This is a genomic window from Nocardiopsis aegyptia (assembly GCF_013410755.1).
In the GTDB taxonomy this organism is placed as follows: Bacteria; Actinomycetota; Actinomycetes; order Streptosporangiales; family Streptosporangiaceae; genus Nocardiopsis; species Nocardiopsis aegyptia.
Window position 1 is genome coordinate 2,986,641 of record NZ_JACCFS010000001.1, and the last position, 19,258, is coordinate 3,005,898.

At 73.0% G+C, this 19,258-nt stretch carries 13 protein-coding genes; 6 read left to right on the plus strand and 7 right to left on the minus strand.

Features of this window, described 5'->3' with window-relative positions; genetic code table 11:
• The first annotated feature begins 333 nt into the window (after positions 1–333).
• The 3 genes from HNR10_RS13490 (at position 334) to HNR10_RS13500 (ending at position 4,317) form a co-directional block, all read left to right on the plus strand.
• Positions 334–1,104, plus strand: coding sequence for a phosphotransferase (locus HNR10_RS13490; protein WP_312889246.1), 771 nt, complete (start codon positions 334–336; stop codon positions 1,102–1,104).
• A 165-nt stretch (positions 1,105–1,269) separates the two neighbouring features.
• A complete protein-coding gene (locus HNR10_RS13495; RefSeq protein WP_179823661.1) occupies positions 1,270–2,772 on the plus strand; it encodes a PucR family transcriptional regulator in 1,503 nt (500 codons plus the stop codon).
• Between the two features lie 216 nt (positions 2,773–2,988).
• Positions 2,989–4,317 (plus strand): MFS transporter, encoded by a 1,329-nt coding sequence (locus tag HNR10_RS13500; protein ID WP_179823662.1) that lies wholly within the window; start codon positions 2,989–2,991, stop codon positions 4,315–4,317.
• A gap of 64 nt (positions 4,318–4,381) precedes the next feature.
• Here the strand turns inward: HNR10_RS13500 and HNR10_RS13505 are convergent, their stop codons facing one another.
• On the minus strand, positions 4,382–5,440 hold the full coding sequence (locus tag HNR10_RS13505) for a hypothetical protein (RefSeq protein ID WP_179823664.1): 1,059 nt from the start codon (positions 5,438–5,440) through the stop codon (positions 4,382–4,384).
• A gap of 178 nt (positions 5,441–5,618) precedes the next feature.
• Positions 5,619–6,497, minus strand: a complete 879-nt coding sequence (locus HNR10_RS13510; RefSeq protein ID WP_179823666.1) for an alpha/beta fold hydrolase — start codon at positions 6,495–6,497, stop codon at positions 5,619–5,621.
• Positions 6,498–7,400: 903 nt separating this feature from the next.
• Between HNR10_RS13510 and nhaA the strand changes: the two genes are divergently transcribed.
• Complete coding sequence (gene nhaA, locus HNR10_RS13515) at positions 7,401–8,687, plus strand: Na+/H+ antiporter NhaA (RefSeq protein WP_179823668.1); 1,287 nt, start codon at positions 7,401–7,403, stop codon at positions 8,685–8,687.
• 207 nt (positions 8,688–8,894) lie between these two features.
• Here the strand turns inward: nhaA and HNR10_RS13520 are convergent, their stop codons facing one another.
• Together HNR10_RS13520 and HNR10_RS13525 are read right to left on the minus strand one after the other, a co-directional pair.
• Entirely contained in the window at positions 8,895–9,716 is an 822-nt protein-coding gene (locus tag HNR10_RS13520; protein WP_179823671.1) for an alpha/beta fold hydrolase, read from the minus strand.
• Positions 9,694–10,320, minus strand: a complete 627-nt coding sequence (locus tag HNR10_RS13525) for a GNAT family N-acetyltransferase (RefSeq protein ID WP_179823673.1) — start codon at positions 10,318–10,320, stop codon at positions 9,694–9,696. The genes HNR10_RS13520 and HNR10_RS13525 overlap by 23 nt, the downstream gene beginning before the upstream one ends.
• A 50-nt stretch (positions 10,321–10,370) precedes the next feature.
• Here HNR10_RS13525 and HNR10_RS13530 point away from each other — a divergent pair, with 50 nt between their 5' ends.
• A complete protein-coding gene (locus HNR10_RS13530) occupies positions 10,371–10,991 on the plus strand; it encodes a TetR/AcrR family transcriptional regulator (protein ID WP_179823675.1) in 621 nt (206 codons plus the stop codon).
• Positions 10,992–11,178: 187 nt separating this feature from the next.
• Positions 11,179–13,197, plus strand: coding sequence for an autotransporter (locus HNR10_RS13535; RefSeq protein ID WP_179823677.1), 2,019 nt, complete (start codon positions 11,179–11,181; stop codon positions 13,195–13,197).
• Between the two features lie 107 nt (positions 13,198–13,304).
• Here HNR10_RS13535 and HNR10_RS13540 read toward each other — a convergent pair whose 3' ends face one another.
• The 3 genes from HNR10_RS13540 to uca form a co-directional block, all read right to left on the minus strand.
• Positions 13,305–13,631, minus strand: a complete 327-nt coding sequence (locus HNR10_RS13540; protein ID WP_246406204.1) for a dihydrofolate reductase family protein — start codon at positions 13,629–13,631, stop codon at positions 13,305–13,307.
• 224 nt (positions 13,632–13,855) lie between these two features.
• Positions 13,856–15,553 (minus strand): allophanate hydrolase, encoded by a 1,698-nt coding sequence (gene atzF, locus HNR10_RS13545; protein WP_179823679.1) that lies wholly within the window; start codon positions 15,551–15,553, stop codon positions 13,856–13,858.
• Complete coding sequence (uca, locus tag HNR10_RS13550) at positions 15,553–19,254, minus strand: urea carboxylase (protein ID WP_179823681.1); 3,702 nt, start codon at positions 19,252–19,254, stop codon at positions 15,553–15,555. The genes atzF and uca overlap by 1 nt, the downstream gene beginning before the upstream one ends.
• Between the last annotated feature and the right edge of the window lie 4 nt (positions 19,255–19,258).

The window sequence follows — 19,258 nt, forward strand, 5'->3', positions numbered from 1 at the left end:
TGACCCGGGCCATGGCACCACCACGCCGCGATTTAGGGGTGCAGGCACCCCTGTGTTCTGGCGCCCGGTCGGGGACTACCCGCTGGTCACTTCCGAGTGGAGCTGCGCGGGAGGAGCATTCCCACCCCGGGTCCGGCCACCAGACGACCGGGGAGGAGCAAGGGGCGCGAGAGGAATGACGTGCGCGAACGGGGCGGCACGTCCGGATCGGCGATCATGGAGCATGCGCACGCCCGCCGCCGAGGTCGACACGAGCCCCGCTCTCGTGACGGCGCTCCTGCACGACCAGCACCCCGACCTGGCCCGCCTCCCCGTGTTCGAGGCCGCCAACGGATGGGACAACGCCCTCTTCCGGCTCGGAGACCGCCTCGCCGTCCGGCTGCCCCGACGCGAGGCCGCGTCCCGGCTCGTCCTGCACGAACAGCGCTGGCTCGGCCCGATCGCCGCACGGGTCGGCGTCCGGTTCCCGCCCCGGTCCGGGTCGGCCGCCCCGGCCACGGCTACCCCTGGCACTGGTCGGTCACACCCTGGTTCGAGGGCCGGATGGCCGCCGAACTGCCCGTCGCCGACCGCCGTCCGCTCGCCGCTCCGCTGGCCGACTTCGTCACCCGCCTGCACGTTCCGGCTCCCGACGACGCCCCGGCCAACCCGGTGCGCGGCGTCCCCCTGCGCGACCGCCACGACCGGGTGGTGCGGTACCTGGAGAGCGGCCGGGTCCCCCGTCCCCGCGACCTGCGCGCCCTGTGGGAAGGCCTGGCCGACACCCCCGCCCGGACGGGCCCGCCACTGTGGGTGCACGGCGACCTCCACCCGGCGAACCTGCTGGTCACGGCCGCCGACCGCCCCTGCCTGGCCGCCGTCCTCGACTTCGGCGACCTCACCTCCGGAGACCCCGCCACCGATCTCGCGGCGGCCTGGATGCTCTTCGACGCGCCCGGCCGGGCGGCCTTCCGTGCCGCACTCCCCCACGTCGACCCGCACACCTGGGACCGTGCCCGGGGCTGGGCGGTCGTGCTGGGGGCGGCGACCGGCGCGCACTCCAGCGACGACCCCCTCCTCGACGCGATCGGGCGACACGCGCTGGCCCAGGCACTCGACTCCTGAGCCCTTTCCCGGATCCCTGAGTTCTCGCTCCGATTCACCTCCCCTGGTCCCCGCCCCGAACCCCTGAGTCCGGCCGCCGGGACCCGCCCGGGCGCACCAGACCCGGGCGCCTGCCGCACAATGGTTCAGTCAGAGAACAACGCACGTGACCGGCGAGGTACCGACGTGAGCAGGACCCGACCCACCCTGAAGGCACTGATCGAGGCCCTCGACGGCCCGGTGCACGGGCTCGTCACGGCGCCGCACGGACTGGCCGGCCCCGTCCACACGGTGACCGTCGCCGACGAGAACGAGTCCGTCCCCGTCGGAGCCCTGGTCGTCGCGCGCGCCGAAGGTCCCGACGCGGTGGCCGTCGCCGAGCACGCCGCCCGCTGCGGAGCCGGCGCCGTCGCCGTGCGCGGCGAGCCCGACCCCCGCCTGCGGGACCTGGACCTGGCCGTCCTCTCCGTCGATCCGGCACTCGGCGCCGACGAGTTCGCCGCCCTCGCCCTTTCCGCCCTGGAGGTCTCCGGAACGGAGGACCGCCACCACGACCTGTTCTCCCTCGCCCAGACCATCGCCACCCTCACCGGCGGCGTCGTCAGCATCGAGGACACCGCCAACCGGATCCTGGCCTACTCCGCCTCCACCGACGGCGCCGACGACGTGCGCCGACAGACCATCCTCGGCCGCGGGTGCCCCGAGTCGTTCATGGCCCACCTGCGCGCGTGGGGCGTCCTGGAGCGCGTGCGCGACGGCGAGGTGGTCGAGGTCGCCGAACGCCCCGACCTCGGTGCCGCCAGGCGGCTCGTCACGGGCATCCGAGCGGGTGAACGCATGCTCGGCTCCATCTGGGTCCAGGCCGCCGACCGCCCGCTCGCCCCCACCAGCGACCAGGTGCTGCTGGGCGCCGCCAGGCTCGCGTCGGTCCAGGTGATGCGCGCCAACAGCGGCGCCCGGGTCGGCGGACCCGACACCGGGGAACTCGCGGTCGGGCTGCTCACCGGAGCCTTCGACACCGATGCCCTGGCCCGCCACCTGGGCGCGGACCCCGCCACGCCGACCGCTGTCATCGCGCTCGCCCTGCGCGAGCAGAGGACCGACCTCCAGTGGCGGCTCGCGCAGGCGGCGGAGTTCACCTCGGTCTACGCGGCCGCCTACCGGCACGACGCCCTGGTCATCCCCGCCTGCGGCCTGCTCTACGTCCTGGTGCCCGCGCCCACCGGCACGGCGCCGGAAGGGTGGGTGGGCGAACTCGTGTCGGTCCTGCGCGAGAACCTCGGTGCCTCCGTCCAGGCGGCGATCGCGGGGGTGGCGCCGCGCATGCGCGATGTGCCCGCGCTCAAGAAGGTCGGCAGCCGGATGCTGGAAGTCGCCTCCGACCGCCCCGACCAGCGTGTGTGCACCTACGAGGGGACGCGTTCCTCGGTGGTGCTGCACGAGCTGCTGGAGTCCCTGGCCGCGCGGCCCGACCTGCGCGACGACCGGCTCGACGCCCTGGACGACGACCAGCACCGCTCGCTGTCGGTGTACCTGGACTCCTTCGGCGACGTCACCGCCGCCTCGGCCCGCCTGCACGTGCACCCCAACACCCTGCGGCACCGGCTCCGCCGGATCGGCGCACTCACCGGGCTCGACCTGGAGGACCCGGACCAGCGGCTGCTGGCGTGGATCAGCCTGCGCCGTTGATCGCGGTCCGGCCCCCGGCCGGTCACCGCCCGGTCACGACGGCGCGCCGGGGGCCGCCGACGAGGCTCGCATGGTCGGAACCGACACCGGTCCGGCCCTGATGTTGTCCGGCACGACAACGGTGGCGCGGGCCACACGGACCTAGGCTCCGGTCCAGACTCGCGGACCTGCCCCTCCCGGCCCGCGGAATCCCCGACCCCACCTGGAGCACCGGACATGAGTGCGGACACCACGCAAGCGCGGCCACCGAGGGCCAAGGTCCTCATTGCCAGCCTCACCGGCAGCACGATCGAGTGGTTCGACTTCTTCCTGTACGGAACCGCCGCGGCCCTCGTCTTCGACGAACTGTTCTTCCCCTCGGACGACCCGTTCGTCTCGCTGATGCTGTCGTACCTGACGTTCTCCCTGACCTTCTTCATTCGTCCGCTGGGCGGTGTCGTGTTCTCCCACATTGGTGACCGCATCGGGCGCAAGCGGACCCTGATCATCACGCTGTCCCTCATGGGCGGCGCGACGATGCTGATCGGCCTGCTGCCGACCTACGACACCGTCGGCATCCTGGCCCCGGTCCTGCTGGTGGTGTTGCGAATCATCCAGGGCATGGGCATCGGCGGGGAGTGGGGCGGCGCCCTGCTGCTGGCCTACGAGTACGCGCCCGAGAACCGGCGCGGCCTGTTCGGCAGCGTGCCCCAGATGGGCATCACGTCCGGCATGCTGCTGGCGAGCCTGGCGCTGACAGGGATGTCGCTGCTGCCGGACGACCAGTTCGAGGCCTGGGGCTGGCGTCTGCCGTTCGTGGCCAGCGTGCTGCTGGTGCTCCTGGGACTGTGGATCCGTTCGGGCATCGACGAGACGCCGAGCTTCGCGAAGGCCAAGAAGGAGGGAGACGTCGCCAAGCTCCCCGTGGTGGAGACCTTCCGGTTCCACTGGCGCGCGGTGCTGGTGGCGGTCGGCGCCAAAGTCGTGGAGACCGCGCCGTTCTACATCTTCGGCACGTTCGTGGTCAGCTACGCGACCGGCACACTCTCGTTCGACAACACGACGGTGCTGAACGCGGTGACCATCGGCGCCATGGTCGCGACCGTGTGCATCCCGATCTCCGGACGCCTGTCGGACACGTTCGGCCGCCGGCGCGTCTACCTCGCGGGCGCGGTCCTGCTGGCGCTGTTCATCGCGCCGTACTTCCTGATGCTCGGAACCGGCGACACGTTCATGCTGGTACTGGCCACCATCATCGGCTTGGGCGTGCTGTGGGCGCCGATCACCGCGACCATCGGCACGCTGTGCTCGGAGATCTTCTCCACCCGGGTCCGCTACACCGGGGTGACCCTCGGGTACCAGATCGGTGCCGCGCTCGCCGGCGGCACCGCTCCGCTGATCGCGACCTGGCTGCTGTCCCGGTTCGACGAGTCGTGGGTGCCGGTCGCGGGCTACCTGGTGTTCACCGCGGTGGTGTCGATCCTCGCGGTGTCGCTGGCCCGGCGGGCGTCCAACGCCGAGGGGAGGCACCTGCCCACCGGCGTCGACACCCGTGCCGACGCCTGATCGCGTGCGCTCCCTGGGCCGAGCGGCCCCGCCGGAGTGGTGGGGCCGCCCGGCCCGGCGCGGGTCAGGGGTCGGCCCGCAGCGACCGGGCCTGTCGGCGCTCCCGAGCGACCAGTACGGCCGCGAGGCCCAGGCCGGTGAGGAGAAGCGCGCCGGAGAGGGCGAAACCGACCGACGGGCCGGTGAGGGCGAGCGGCCGTCGCGGGTGATGGTCGCCCCGGCCGGAGTCAGGCGCGCCCAGACCGCCATGGTCGGGCTCAGTCGCACCGGGCCGGTCGCCCGGTTCGGCGGGCGGCATCGGTCCGGAGGACGGCTGCCGTTCGGACGGTGGCTGGGGCGACGGCCCGGATGGCGATGGCGCCTCGTCGATCGGTTCCCCGAACGGTGCGGGGTCCGACGGCGGCCCCGGGTCCGACGGCGAAGGCAGTACGGACACGTCGGGCGCTCCAGCGGCCCCCGGCTCCGCAGTCGGCTCCGAGGGCTCGTCCGGCTCCGGCACTTCCGCGGGTCCCGACGATTCCGGCGCCTCGGGTGACTCGGGCGCCTCGGGTGACTTCGACGGCCCCAAGGCCTCGGGCGACTCCTGAGCCTCAGGAGAGCCCGACGCTTCGAGCGACTCGGACGTGTCCGGCGGCGCTTCGTGCACGTCGGCGACCTCCCGACGCTGGTACACCGTGCAGACGACCGACGCCCCCACCGGGACGTCCACGGTGAAGCCGGAGCCTTCGGGAACGGAGGCGTCGTTGGTGACGTGAAGCCGTGTCCCGGCCGAGAGGTCGGCGCACAGCGCGTTCGCTCCACCCGGCGCGACCCGGTCGTACCCCGCGGCCGGGGCTCCGGTCACGGTGATCGGAGCGGTGTCGGCCCCCTGCGGATACGCGAGGCCGAAGTGCACCGCGCCCGTCCCGTCACCGGTCGTGGTCCGCGATCCGGGAAGCCCGTCGACACCGGTGACCGTGGTGTCGGCGTGGAACCGCCGCCCTTCACCCGCAGGGGCCGATCCACTGACGTCCTCGCCCACACGGCCCGATGGAACGACCTCCTGGACGATCGTCAGAGACCCGGTCTCCGGCCGGTCCGAACCCAGGGCGCTCGCGCCGCCGGGAAACGAGATCGCGGCCACGGCCGCCAGCATGGTCGCGGACGGCCCGAACGCGAGTGCCCGCCATCGGCCACGCGGGAAACGAGCGCGATCGCGCATGCGACTGATCGAAGACATGTCCACCCTCATGTCACCCATAGTAGTTATCGACTACCAAAAGTGATGGAAGTGGACGTTGGCGGGGCGGGTGGCGGGCCCGTCAGCCGAGTTCGCGGAGCAGGGCGGCGACCGGGGCCGGATCCTCCAGCGGACCGAGGTGCCCCAGACCCTCCATGACGTGGATCTCGGCACCCAGCAGCCGGTAGGCCGGGCCGTGCAGCCGAGCGGGCGAGAACAGCGTGTCCTCGGAACCGGTCGCGACGGTGATCGGTTTCTTCCGCCAGGGACGCAGGCACTCCATGGGCAGCGGCGCCGGAGCCAGGCTGGTCCGACAGTAGCGACCGACGAGCGTCATCCACGGGGCCAGCGGATGCACACCCTCGGCGACGTGGGCACGGCCGCTCATGGCGTTGAGCAGCCGGGTGCTCTTGCTGTCACGCGGCCCGATCATCCACGGCAGCGCCGCGCGCAGCAGCTCGGGAGTCGTCCCGGCGGCGGTCAGCCCGGCCGGGGACACCAGAACCAGCGCCCCGACCAGCGGCGACGGAGAGGCCGCCAGGGCGACCATGGCGCCGAGGGAGTGGCCGAGCACGAGGGCGGGCCGGTCGGTCAGCAGGGGCAACACCTGGTCGAGCCAGGTCCCGTAGGCCTTCACACGCGCCCCGCGCGGACGCACGTCGCAGCTCAGGCCGGGCTGGCCGGGAAGGTCGAGCGAGATGACGGGACGGTCGACGGCCAGAGCACGGATCAGCTCGACAGAGGTCGCGGTGTTGAAGTTGGTGCCGCTGAGCAGCACCACCGGGTCGCCGTCACCTCCCGGAGCACGGAACGCCCGGGTCGTGCCGAGTTCGGTCTCCATGGCCGGCAGGGCGGTGAGCTCCGGGCAGGCGGCGATCTCCCGCTCACACCACTCGCGCACCACCCGCGCACCGTCCTGAGAACGGTAGACGTGCGCACCGCGCACTTGGGAGTCGAGCATCAGCAGCCTTGTTTCCGGTAGGGGAAGCCAGTGTCGACCATTCTCCCTCCCGTCACCCACCATCGCCGACAGGGGCGGCGGTGAACCGCAGGAGTCGGCTACCGCCCTCAACGGAGACGCTCCGCGCCCAATCCCACCACCCGTCACCCACCATCGCCGACAGGGGCGGCGGTGAACCACCGGAGTCGGCTACCGCCCTCAACGGAGACGCTCCGCGCCCAATCCCACCACCCGTCACCCACCATCGCCGACAGGGGCGGCGGTGAACCACCGGAGTCGGCCACCACCCTCCAACCGGGACGCTCCGCGCGACCCATCGCTGACGTGACGCGCCGGGATACGAGCGCGATGAGTCGGGCGTGAACCGTGTACCGAGCGGAGGGCTAAGAGGTCCACCCGGGTTCCGCAGTCCGAACACGAGGTTCCAGAACCCGAACATGAACGCCGAACTTTCAGGGTAGGAGACGGCTTGTGGTTGGGCCGACCCCCAACACGTCGCCGCGAATCAGACGGCAGTGAGACATGTCACGCGCACACGCGAATGCGACATGACCGTTTCATTGACCTATGATGCGCTTTGCCCGTTTTCGCAGGGGGCACTGTCCGTCGTACGAGCGCACACACGCTCCTACGTCACCAGTCGTTGCCGTGCATCACGCCCGTTGGCATAGGCAACTCACGTCACTTCCACCCGGTTCGCAACGGTAAACATCGCATCTGGGTGACGGCGGCGCCAGCAGGGTTCCAGCACCGCGCCAAGCGCGGGTCCCGCATGGGACACAAGCCCTCTGGACTGGACATTTCTCCTTGCGTCCGTGAACATGGGCGAGGCGCGAGCGCCTGAGGTGTGCCGGGAAGACTGGTCGGCGAGGTCCCTGACGTCTCACGCCCTGGAAAGTTCATATGAGTATCGACCCGATCGAGCACCCCGCTCATCCGGGCCCTATCGCCAAGTTCGCCGACTCCCTGCGCAGCGACACGGTGGGGGGCTTCCTCCTCATCGGTGCCGCCGTTCTGGCACTCGTGTGGATCAACTCGCCCTTCGGCGACATCTACGAGTCGATGCGGTCGTTCCGCATCGGCCCGGAGTCACTCCACCTGAACCTGTCGCTGGAGACCTGGGCCGCCGACGGACTTCTCGCCGTCTTCTTCTTCGTCGTGGGCAACGAGCTCAAGCAGGAGTTCGTCCACGGTGAGCTCCGCAACCCCCGGCGCGCGATGCTCCCGATCGTCGCCGCGATCTGCGGCATGGTGGTGCCCGCCGCCGTCTACGCCGCCATCAACTTCACCTCCCCGGAGACCCTGGGCGGCTGGGGCATCCCGATGGCCACGGACATCGCGTTCGCGCTCGCCATCCTCGCCGTCATCGGCCGCGGCCTGCCGCCCGCGCTGCGCACCTTCCTGCTGACCCTCGCGATCGTCGACGACCTCGGCGCGGTCATCGTCATCGCGGTCTTCTACACCGCCGACATCAACTTCGTCGCCCTGGGCATCGCCATCGTCGGCCTGGCGATCTTCGGCTACCTGCAGCGCGGCCGCGGTCTGGCGGCCAAGCTCAACTCCTCCCCGATCCCGAACTGGCTGGTCTACCTGCCGCTGGCGATCGCGATCTGGGTCCTCATGCACGAGAGCGGCGTGCACGCCACCATCGCCGGTGTCGCCATGGGTCTGCTCATGCGCACCAACAAGCACGAGGGCGAGCACCACGACCCCAGCCACGGCATGGAGCAGCTGCTGCGCCCCTGGTCCGCCGGACTGGCGCTGCCGATCTTCGCGTTCTTCTCCGCCGGTGTCGTCTTCGACGGCTTCGGCGAGGTCATCACCGACACGGCCGCCCTGGGCATCATCGCCGGCCTCGTCGGCGGAAAGGTGATCGGCATCGTGGGCGGTTCGTGGCTCACCACGAAGCTCACCCGGGCCGAGCTCAACCCCAGCCTCAAGTGGATCGACCTGATCGGCATGTCGCAGCTCGCGGGCATCGGCTTCACGGTGTCGCTGCTGATCGCCGAGCTGTCCTTCGTCGGCGCGGAACACCATCTGGCGCACGCCAAGACCGGTGTCCTGATCGCGTCGCTGATCGCCGCCCTGCTGTCCATCTTCATCCTGGGCAGCCGCTCCCGGCACTACCGCCGCCTGGCCGCCGAGGGACAGGGCCCCACGGCGCCGTCGGACGCCAACCAGGGATCCTGAGGGCCCGGATGCGGACACCCCCGCGCACCGGCCCCGCGCCGGAGGCCGACCAGTGAACGACGGCCCCCTCCCCACCGTGGGAGGGGGCCGTCCCCGTTCCGGGGCGCCGCCCCGGAACGGCGTCAGATCCACGCGAAGGCGACCAGTACCGCGCCGGCACCGCGCAAGGCCCATGCGAAGGCCGCCGGCGCCGCGCGGGAACCGGCGTCAGGACCGCGCGAAGGCCGCCAGCGCCGCGGTGAGCTCGGCGGGCGCGTCCTCCTGGACCAGGTGGCCCGCTCCCTCGATGAGCCGGACCCGCGCGCCCGGGATCAGCGCGCCGAGCTCGTGCGCCTTCGCCGCCGGGATCCAGCTGTCCTCCGTGCCCCAGCACACCAGCACCGGGACCTCGATCGTGCCGAGCCGGTCGTGGAATTCGTCGGTGTCCCGCGGGGTCGCCTGCGCGATCTGGCGGTAGAAGGCGGCCTGCCCGGTCTCTCCGGTCCACGGCGCGACCACCTCGCGCAACACCTCGGGGTGCAGGCCGCGCGGACTCACGGAGGAGACGTATTCCTCGACCAGCGCACGGTGCAGACCCTCGGGCAGCGCCGCGAACACCTCAGCGTGCTCGCCCAGGTGCCGGAAGGACGGCGAGCCCCACGGCCGCAGCGCCACCACGTCCACCAGGGCCAGCCGCCGGTACGGCACCCCGTGCAGCAGGTGGGCGCGCAGGGACACCGCGCCGCCGAAGTCGTGGGCGAACACGGTCGGCCGGTTCAGGCCCCAGTGCGCGAGGAGTTCGGTGAACACCCGGCCCTGGGCGGCGAGCGAGACGTCCTGGCCCTCGAACTGCTCCGAGGTCCCGTAGCCCGGCATGTCCCACACATAGACCTCGTGCGTCTGGGCGAGGGCCCGCGCCACCGCCCGCCACACGTACGACGAGAACGGCGTGCCGTGGCAGAGCACGATCGGTTCGCCGCTGCCGAGCCGGTCCCAGCGCACCCGGCCGGACGACGACTCGAACGACTCATCCAGCTTCCAGCCCGTCAACGGCTCTCCCCCTCATCGGTCCCACCGGTCTCGCCCCGCCATCCTTCCGGATGCCGCTGACACACGTCGCGTACTCCGAGGCCAGCACCGACCAGATCTGCTTGTCGTGGCGCCTGCCGCCATAGGGCCAGACCTCGCGCAGCACGCCCTCCAGCACCATGCCGAGCCGTTGGGCCACCGCGCCGCTCCGCTCGTTGTCGGCCCGGCACTGCCATTCCGCCCGGTGCAGCCCCCGGTCGGCGAAGGCCCAGTCCAGCAGCGTACGGCACGCCGCGGTCACCAGTCCGTGGCCCTCCGCGGCCGGCTCCAGCCAGCATCCGAGTTCGCAGGTGCCCGCGTCGGTGTCGAAGTCCGCGAACAGCACGCCGCCGACCAGCGCACCGCCGAGCCAGATGCCGTAGAGGCGGGCGCCGTCGGCGGCCTGGCGGTCGGCGTACCGGCGCAGCGTGGCCCGCGCCCCGTCGACGCCGTCGGTGACGAACGTCGGTCCGACCCACGGCCGGATGTGCTCGCCCGCCCGGTCCATGTGCGCGGCGAACTCCTCGGCGTGCCGGACCTCCAGGGGGCGGAGCTCGGCGTCGTCCGCCAACGGGAGAGAGAACAAGACGGCCCCACATTCACATGACGAGTGTTACGTCAATGTAGCGTCATGCCATGCCACGCACCAAGGGGGACCACGAGGCCCGCCGCCGCGACGTCTCCGAGGCGGTCTGGCGGGTGCTGGCCGCCCGCGGCTTCGGAGGGCTGAGCCTGCGTGCCGTCGCGGCCGAGCTCGACGCGACCACCGGCCTGCTCACGCACTACTTCCCCACCAAACGCGACCTGGTCAAACACGCCCTCGACCTGCTCGAAGAGCGCAGCGGGGCCCGCCCGCGGCGGGCCGCCGAGGAGGGCCTGCCCGCCGTCCGTGCCGCGCTGCTCGACATCCTGCCGATCACGGACGCGGCCGTCGACGGCAACCGGATCTGGGTCTCGTCCTGGGACGCCGCCCTCGCCGACCCCGAGCTGAGCGGCGACCACGCGCGCCGGTACGGCCGCAGCCGCGACCGGCTGCGCGACATGGTCGCCACGGCCCAGCGGCTCGGCGACCTGCCGCCCGGGGACCCGGGGCGCGTCGCGGCCGGAGCGCAGTCCTTCGTGCTCGGCCTGGCGGTCCAGGCGCTGTTCGACCCTCGGGCCTTCCCGCCCCGGCACCAGGTCGAGCTGCTCGACGACTACCTCGCCGCCCTGGCCTGCGCTCCCCCGGCGGGCGGCGGCCCACCGCCCCCGTCCTGACCGGCCCGACGCCGACGTCCCGACCGGCCCGTCCACGGCGCCGGGGCCACGCCCGGGACGGCCGCCGCGCCCCGAGGACGCCGGATCGCCACCGTTTCCGTTATCCGGCGCCCCCTAACTCCGTCTCCCCTGTACCAGGCGTGCGGCCCCATCCCGCACGCACGTCGACAGGGACGAGGAACGCGTCATGACCCCTCGCAGAACCGGGCCGGGGCTCCCCCGCGCCCTGGCCATCGCCACCGCGTTGGCCCTCCTGGCCCAGCCGCCGCTCCTGTCCGGGACGGCGTCCGCCGCGAGCCAGGGCGACATCACCGCCGAGATCCGCGCGGGCGGCGACATCGTCCTCGACGGCGAGGCGGTCGTGGACCTCCCGGACGGCGAGACCACCTACGACGGCACCATCAGCGGCGAGGGAACCCTCACCGTGCGCGGCAACGGCACGCTGATCCTCACCCGCGACAGCGACTTCACCCTCCCCGAGTCCATGCGCGGCGACCAGACGCTGACGACCGAGGCCGGGAACCCCCCGCTCCACGGCATCGTGAACCCGGATCCCCCCGCCGTGATCATCGAACCGGGCGCCACCCTCCAGTACGGGGACGGCGAGGGCCCCGAAGGGGTCATCGGCCACTACCCCTACGACTCCCACGGCTTCCCGGTCAACGCCCTCAACGTCAGGATCGACGGCACGCTCCGCGTGGCCACCAAGGACCGTGCGCCCAACCTGGGCCACATCGAGGGCTCCGGACTGCTCACCCAGCCGCGCTTCCTCTGGGGCGGCCTCGACCTCGTCGGCGCGCACGACTTCTCCGGCGTGATCGACAACGGCACCGGGATGGACTTCGGCAAGCCCGAGTACTCGCTGGACATTCCGCACGTGCGCGCCGTCCTCCAACAGGGGTCCTCGATCCTCAACCCGACCCCGCGCCCCGACCACGACCTCGTGATCCGGGCGGACTTCTACGAGCGCCACTACGGCGGCGACATCAACGTGCAACGGCACCACGACAACGACGGACGGGTGGTGCTGGCGGGGGTCTACAGCTACACCGACCAGGGACCCGACACCGACCCCTCGCTCAGCGACCCGGCCCTGAACTGGACGAACTTCGAGAAGAGCGAGAACAAGCGCGGCCACAACATCGAGGGCGCCAGGGTGCAGTGGGGCGACGGCACCACGAGCGAGATCTTCATGCCCGGCACCGCCGAGACCGTCTACGTCAACCTGCACGAGAAGAAGGGACACCGAAGCGAGCTCGCCTTCGACTACAACGGGCCGGTGACCCTGGGCGCGCCGCTCGGCGGCGGCGTCTACCACGACACGCTCGCCGCGCCGGGCGCCGGCGACATCGTCATCAGGGGCACCCCGGGCAACGACGTGACGTTCGCGGCCGTGCAGCACTACGACGGTTCGACGACGATCGAGGAGAACGCCGTCCTGCGGCTGGGCAGCGGCGAGGGCGGCGGCGACGGCGGCCTGATGGAGGGCGGGGACCGGGTCGAGATCGTCAACGACGGCGCACTCGTCGTGCAGAACACCGAGACCGACCTCACCCTCCCGCCGGTCTCCGGCACGGGTTCGCTCACCCAGGCCGGGCCCGCCCGGACGACCCTGACGGGCGGGACCGCGCACGCCGGCACGACCACCGTTTCCGACGGGACCCTGGCCGCCGGGTCCGGAGCACTGAAGTCCGGCGCGGGCGTGCTGCTCACCGGCGCCGACGCGGTGCTGGACCTGCGCAGGGCGGGCGGCGACGCCGTCCTCCCGGCGCTCAGCGCGGTCGAGGGCGCCAGGGTCCTGCTCGGCGACGGGACGTCCCTGAGCGTCGGCGGCGACACGGCCGCGACCGCCGACCTCGACTCGGACGAGACGGTCGAGATCGACGGGGTCGCCTACGAGGTGAGCGCCGCCGAGGACGGCGATACCGCCCTGGTCAGCACGGGCGAGGGCGCCGAGGCGGCCGGGACCGCCGCACAGGACGAGGCCGAGAAGGCGGTCGGAACCGACACGGCCGCCGACGGCACGGACCGGGCGGACGGCGACCTGGCCTCCACGGGCTTCGGACCCGGGCTGCTGTGGACGCTGGTCCTCGGCGCCGCCGCGCTCGCGCTGGGCGCCGTGGCCTTCGTCGTCGCCCGCAGGCGCGGGCACGGCCGCGCGACCGCGTTCTCCCCGCGGGGCACACACGGCGCGCGCCGCTCGTAGCCGCGACCGCCGAGGGTCCGACGCGTGCCCCCGCCCCCGTCCCCACGGGCACAGGGGGGCGGGGGCACAGGGGCGTGCGACCCGGCCCTGGCCGCGCCCGCCCCGGCTCAGGTGTGCAGGGTGGGCCGGTGGACGAGCTCCTGGGTGTGGCCGTCGAGCGTCCGGCTCCCGATCAGGTCGAGGTCGAAGTCGGCCGCGCCCCGGAAGATCGGTTCGGTCCCGGTCCGACCGGTGATCACGGGGAAGAGCGTCACGTGAACGACGTCGACCAGACCGGCCGCCATCAGCGCCCGGTTCATCGACAGGCTGCCGTGCGAGCGCAACGGCACGTCGGACTCCTCCTTGAGCCGGGCGACGACGTCGACGGCGTCACCGCGTACAACCGTCGCGTCCGGCCAGTCGAGCGGTCCTTGTCGGGGCCGTAGGAGGCGCAACCGTCGAGGCTGGAGAACACATCGAAGGTGTAGGTAGCGGTCATGACGCTCTCCTCATGAGTGCCTCATCCGGTGGTGACCGAACCGACCGGACCGATCGGGCACCACGGTGAGACCCATCCGGCCGAACTCCACCACCTGACGACCCACCACCTCGTCGACCCAAGACCTCGAAAGCCCCAAGGGCCTCCGAGAACTCATGGGAATCATGGACCCGCGACGCCTCAGTCCTTGGACGACTCCAGGTAGGCGAGCCAGCCGCCGTGCCCGGTGATGTCCTCGGCGTCCTCGGCGGCGGACGCCTCGCAACCGAACCCGACCACCCGGCGCCCGTCGGCCAGTGTCACCGAGCCCAGCATCATCGGCGCCGGCAGGTGGACGAGGAACGTGCCCAGCGCCGCCCGGGAGATCCGCCAGACCTCGCAGCGCAGCGCGCCGCCCCCTTCGCGCACCCGCAGCACCCCCGGCTTCGGCGGCGTGGTGGGCAGCGCCACCATCCGGTACTCGGCGCTGGTCTCCGTCTCCTCCACGAACCGCGCGCCCCGGTCGGTGAGCTGGTGGTTGAGCGGCTGGCCGCGCAGGTGCGCGCCGAACACCGCCAGCTCGATCCCCTGCTCCGACACCGCCTCGCCCGGGTCCTCCCCGGTCAGGACCGCCGCCAGGTCCAGGGCCACCTGGTCCTCGAAGGCCCCAGTGACGAGGCTGACGCCGAAGGCGTGCCCGTCCGCCTCACCCGCGGGCACCGCCACGGCCGCCATGTCCAGCAGGTTCACGAAGTTCGTGTACGTGCCCAGGCGCGAGTTCTCGCCCACCGGATCGGCCGCCACCCGCTCCAGCGTCGGGTGCCCGACCGTCGTGGGCAGCAGCAGGGCGTCGAACCCGGAGAGCAGCCCGCGCGCCTCCGCCCGGTACTCCGCCAGCCGGTGCTGGTCGGCGGCCAGTTCGTGCGCGGGGATCTTGGCGGCGGGCACGATGATCCCGCTGACCGTCGGGTCCGCCGACTCGGGGCCGCCCTCCAGGAACTCCCCCACGGCGGCGTAGCGCTCGGCCACCAGCGCTCCGTCGTACAGCAGCCGGGCCGCCGCGAGCAGCGGTGCCACGTCCACCTCCAGGGTCCGCACCCCGGCCGCCCGGAGCGTGTCGGCGGCCGTGTGGAACGCCGCCCGTTCCGCCTCGCTCAGCGGCTCCAGCCCCGCCGCCGTGGGGACGGCCACCCGCGCCGGGGAGCGGGTGCCCAGCCGCACGTCGGCGGGCCAGTCCCGGCTGAAGGCGTCCCCGGCGTCGGGGCCGATCATCTCGGCCAGGGCCTCCCGGCCCGTCGCGAGGTCCTGGGCGAACACCGTCACGCAGTCATAGGGGCGCGCGGCCGGGACCACCCCGGTCGCCGGAACCAGGCCGACCGTGGGCTTGAGCCCCACGATGCCGTTCAGGGCCGCCGGCACCCGGCCGGATCCGGCGGTGTCGGTACCGATGCCGATGTCGGCGATGCCGAGTGCCACCGCGACCGCCGACCCCGCGCTGGAGCCGCCGGAGATCCGTTCGGGGTCCAGGGCGTTGCGGACGGCGCCGTAAGGGCTGCGCGTGCCCACGAGTCCGGTGGCGAACTGGTCGAGGTTGGTCTTGCCGAGGACCAGCGCGCCGGCGTCCACGAGCCGTCGCACGGCCGTCGCGGTGGTGTCGGGCGTGGAGGCGAACTCCCGGCACGCCGCCGTCGTGGGCAGTCCGGCCACGTCGATGTTGTCCTTGACCGCCACGAGCGTTCCGGCCAGCGGCAGGTCGGCTCCGGAGGCGATCCGGTCCTCCAGGGCCTTGGCCTCCACGGCCAGCTCCTGCTCGGGGCGCAGGTGGATCCACACCTCGGGACGGTCGGCTTCGGCGATCCTCCGGTAGGCGGATCGGACGCGGTCGGTGGGTGTGGGCATCAGGCGGTGTCTCCTTGCGTGATGACGGCCAGGGCGCGCCCCGGATCGAGGTGCTGTCCCGGCGCGACGAGGATGTCGGAGACCGTACCCCCGACGGGGGCGCGGACCACGACCTCCAGCTTCATGGCTTCCAGCCGGACCACCGGCTGGCCCTCCTCCACGGTCTCGCCCGGTGCCACGTCCACCTTCCACACGGAGGCGGACAGCGGGGACTCCACGAGTCGCGCGCCGGGCGGGAGGTCGAGCGCGCCGGTGTCGGGCACGGGCTCGGGTTCGGGCTTGTCGTCGAACTCGCCCGCGGCCTCCCACGCCTGACGCTCGGTCTCGAAGGCCGCCGCCTGGCGGTCGCGGAAGGCCGCGATGGAGTCGGCGTTCTCGGCGAGGAAGCGCTCGTGGTCGGCGAGCACGAACTCGCCCTCACCGATCTCCGGCGCGTACCGCCCGGCCAGGAGGTCGGCCCGGATGTCGAGCAGTTCCTCGTGCCCGACGGGGTACCAGCTGATGCGGTCGAAGAACCGGAGCAGCCACGGGGTCCCGGGCTCGAAGGGCCCGTACTGGCGCAGACCCGACCAGATCGGCACCGTCCGGCCGATGAGCTGGTAGCCGCCGGGGCTCTCCATCCCGTACACGCACAGGTAGGCGCCGCCGATACCGACTCCGGCCTCCGGGGTCCAGGTGCGGGCGGGGCTGTACTTGGTGGTGACGAGCCGGTGCCGGGGGTCGAGCGGGGTGGCGGCGGGCGCGCCCAGGTAGACGTCGCCCAGCCCCAGCACCAGGTAGGAGGCGTCGAAGACGATGTCGCGCACCTGCTCGACCGAGTCCAGGCCGTTGATCCTGCGGATGAACTCGATGTTGTCGGGGTTCCAGGGCGCGTCGTCGCGCACGGCGACCCCGTAGCGGGCGATGGCCTCGTGGATGGAGGGGTCGTCGAAGGACATCGGCAGGTGCAGGGTCCGGCTCGGCACCCGCAGCCGGGAGGTGGGCGGCAGCTGCGTCTCGATCTCCTGGAGCAGGCCGAGCAGGGTGCGCAGCGGCAGGACGTCCGGATCGGTGTGCAGGTGCAGGGACCGCACACCGGGCGTGGTGTCGACGATGCCCTCGGGCGCCGCCTCGTCCAGCGCCGCCATGAGCGCGTGGACGCGCATGCGCAACCCCAGGTCGAGCACCATCGGACCGTACTCGACCAGGAGGTTGTCATGTCCGCTGCGCCGGTAGGTGACCTCGGGTGTGCCCTCGCCGGCGAGGGTCCGGGCGAGCACGCCGTCGTCGCCGTCGGATCCGGTGCCGCGCAGCAGCGGGGCGGCGGTGGGGACCGAGTGCAGCTTCTCGGCGGCGGCCTCGGTGACCGGGTGGAACCGGACGGTGTCGCCGGGCCGGAGCTGGCCGACCTTCCACCGTGAGCCGGTGACGACCGTGACGGGGCACACGAACCCGCCCAGGCTGGGTCCGTCCGGGCCCAGGAGCACGGGGGTGTCGCCGGACAGGTTGACCGCGCCGATGGAGTAGGCGGTGTCGTGGACGTTGGAGGGGTGCAGCCCGGCCTGGCCGCCGTCGGGGCGGGCCCAGGTCTGTTTGGGACCGGACAGGCGGACACCGTTGCGCGCGGACTGCGGGTGCACCTTCCACGCGGTCGCGTAGAAGTCGGCCAGGCCCTCGCGGGTGAGGAACTCCGGCGCCGCGTGCGGCCCCTCGGACACCTCGATGTCCCAGTGCACCAGGTCCCCGCCCGCCCGGGCGGGGGCGTCGAAGTCGGGGCGTTCCGCCTCGGGCACGGGCCGCGGCGCCGGCGCGGCCGACGGGCGGGCTGCCGCGGCCGAAGGCCGTCCGTTGAGGGAGGCCCCACCCTCCGCGGAGCGCCCAGGGGCGGTGGCGGGTGACGGGCGGGGCACACCCGGCCGGAGGACGTCGCCCAGACGCAGTGCGCGACCACTGTGGCCGCCGTACTCGCCCGCCGTGAACGTGGACGCGCTCCCGAGGTACTCCGGAACGTCCAGGCCGCCGCGCACCAGCACGTACGTGCGCATACCCGGGCCGTGGGCGGCGCCGACGTCGAGCAGTCCGCCCGCGGGCACCTCGACCGGCTCCCACTGGGGCACGGCCGCGCCGTCCACCGTGACGTCGGCGGGGGCGCCGGTGACGCACACCGTCACGGCCGCCGAGAACCGCAGGGCCGGACCCTCCATCGTGCACTCCAGGCCGGGAGCGCCCTCGGGATTGCCCAGGGCCCGGTTGCCCAGCCGCAGCGACAGGTCGTCCATGGCACCGGACGGCGGCACGCCCACCTGCCAGTATCCGGTGCGTCCGGGCCAGTCCTGGACGGTGGTGAGCGTTCCGGCGCGCTCCACCTCCATACGCGGTTCGGGGTCGCCGACCCCCGCGCAGGTCGCGGTGGTGTGGGCGACCGCTCGCACGTCCTCGTGCGCGGCCAGCGCGCGCAGCAGCCCCAGGTTGGTCTGGAGCCCGTCCACCCGGACCTCGGAGAGGGCGCGGCCGAGCCGGTCGAAGGCGTCGCCGCGGTCGGTTCCGCGCACGATCACCTTGGCCAGCATGGGGTCGTAGTCGCTGGTGACGCGCTGTCCGGTCTCCACCCAGGCGTCGACGCGCGCGTCGGAGGGGAACTCGACCCGGGTGAGCAGGCCGGAGCTGGGCCGGAAGTCGTGCGCGGGGTCCTCGGCGTACACCCGGGCCTCGACGGCGTGGCCGGTGAGCGCGGGGCCCTCCGGGGGCACATCGGCCAGCACGTCCTCGCCGCGGGCCAGGCGCAGCATCCAGGCGACCAGGTCGATCCCGGCGACCTCCTCCGTCACCGGGTGCTCCACCTGCAACCGGGTGTTGACCTCCAGGAACGAGGCCTCGCCGCGGTCGGCGTCGAAGACGAACTCCACCGTGCCCGCGCTGCGGTAGGACACGCCGGCGCACAGCTCGCGGGCGGTGCGGTGGAGTTCGGCGCGCAACGCGTCGGGCAGTCCGGGGGCGGGCGCCTCCTCCACGACCTTCTGGTTGCGGCGCTGGAGGGAGCAGTCGCGGTCGCCGACGGTGACCACGCCGCCCCGGCCGTCGCCGAAGACCTGGACCTCCACGTGGCGGGCACGGGAGACGAAGCGTTCGACGAAGACGCCGCCCCCGCCGAAGTGGGTCTGCGCCATCCGGCTGACCTGGTCGAAGGCGGCACGCAGCTCGTCGGGGTCGGCGCAGGCGCGCAGCCCGATCCCGCCGCCGCCGGAGGTGGACTTGACGATCACGGGGTAGCCGATGGCCTCGGCGGCGGCCACCGCCGCGTCGGCGTCGGGCAGGGTCTCGCTGCCGGGGACCATGGGGAGCCCCGCGGCCGCGGCGGCCTTGCGCGCGGTGTGCTTGTCGCCGAACTGCTCCAGGTGGCGCGGCTCGGGGCCGACGAACACCATCCCGGCGTCCTCGACCGCGCGGGCGAAGGCCGCGCTCTCGGACAGGAAACCGTAGCCGGGGTGGACGGCGCCCGCCCCGGAGGCGGCGGCCGCGGCCAGGACGCGTTCGACGTGGAGGTAGCTCTCGGCGGCGGGCGCGGGCCCCAGCCGGACCGCTTCGTCGGCGAGCCGGGTGTGCGGGGCTCCCGCGTCGGCGTCGGAGTAGACCGCGACGGTGCGCAGCCCGAGTTCTCGGGCGGAACGGATGATGCGGCAGGCGATCTCGCCGCGGTTGGCGACGAGCACGGTGTCGAACACGCTG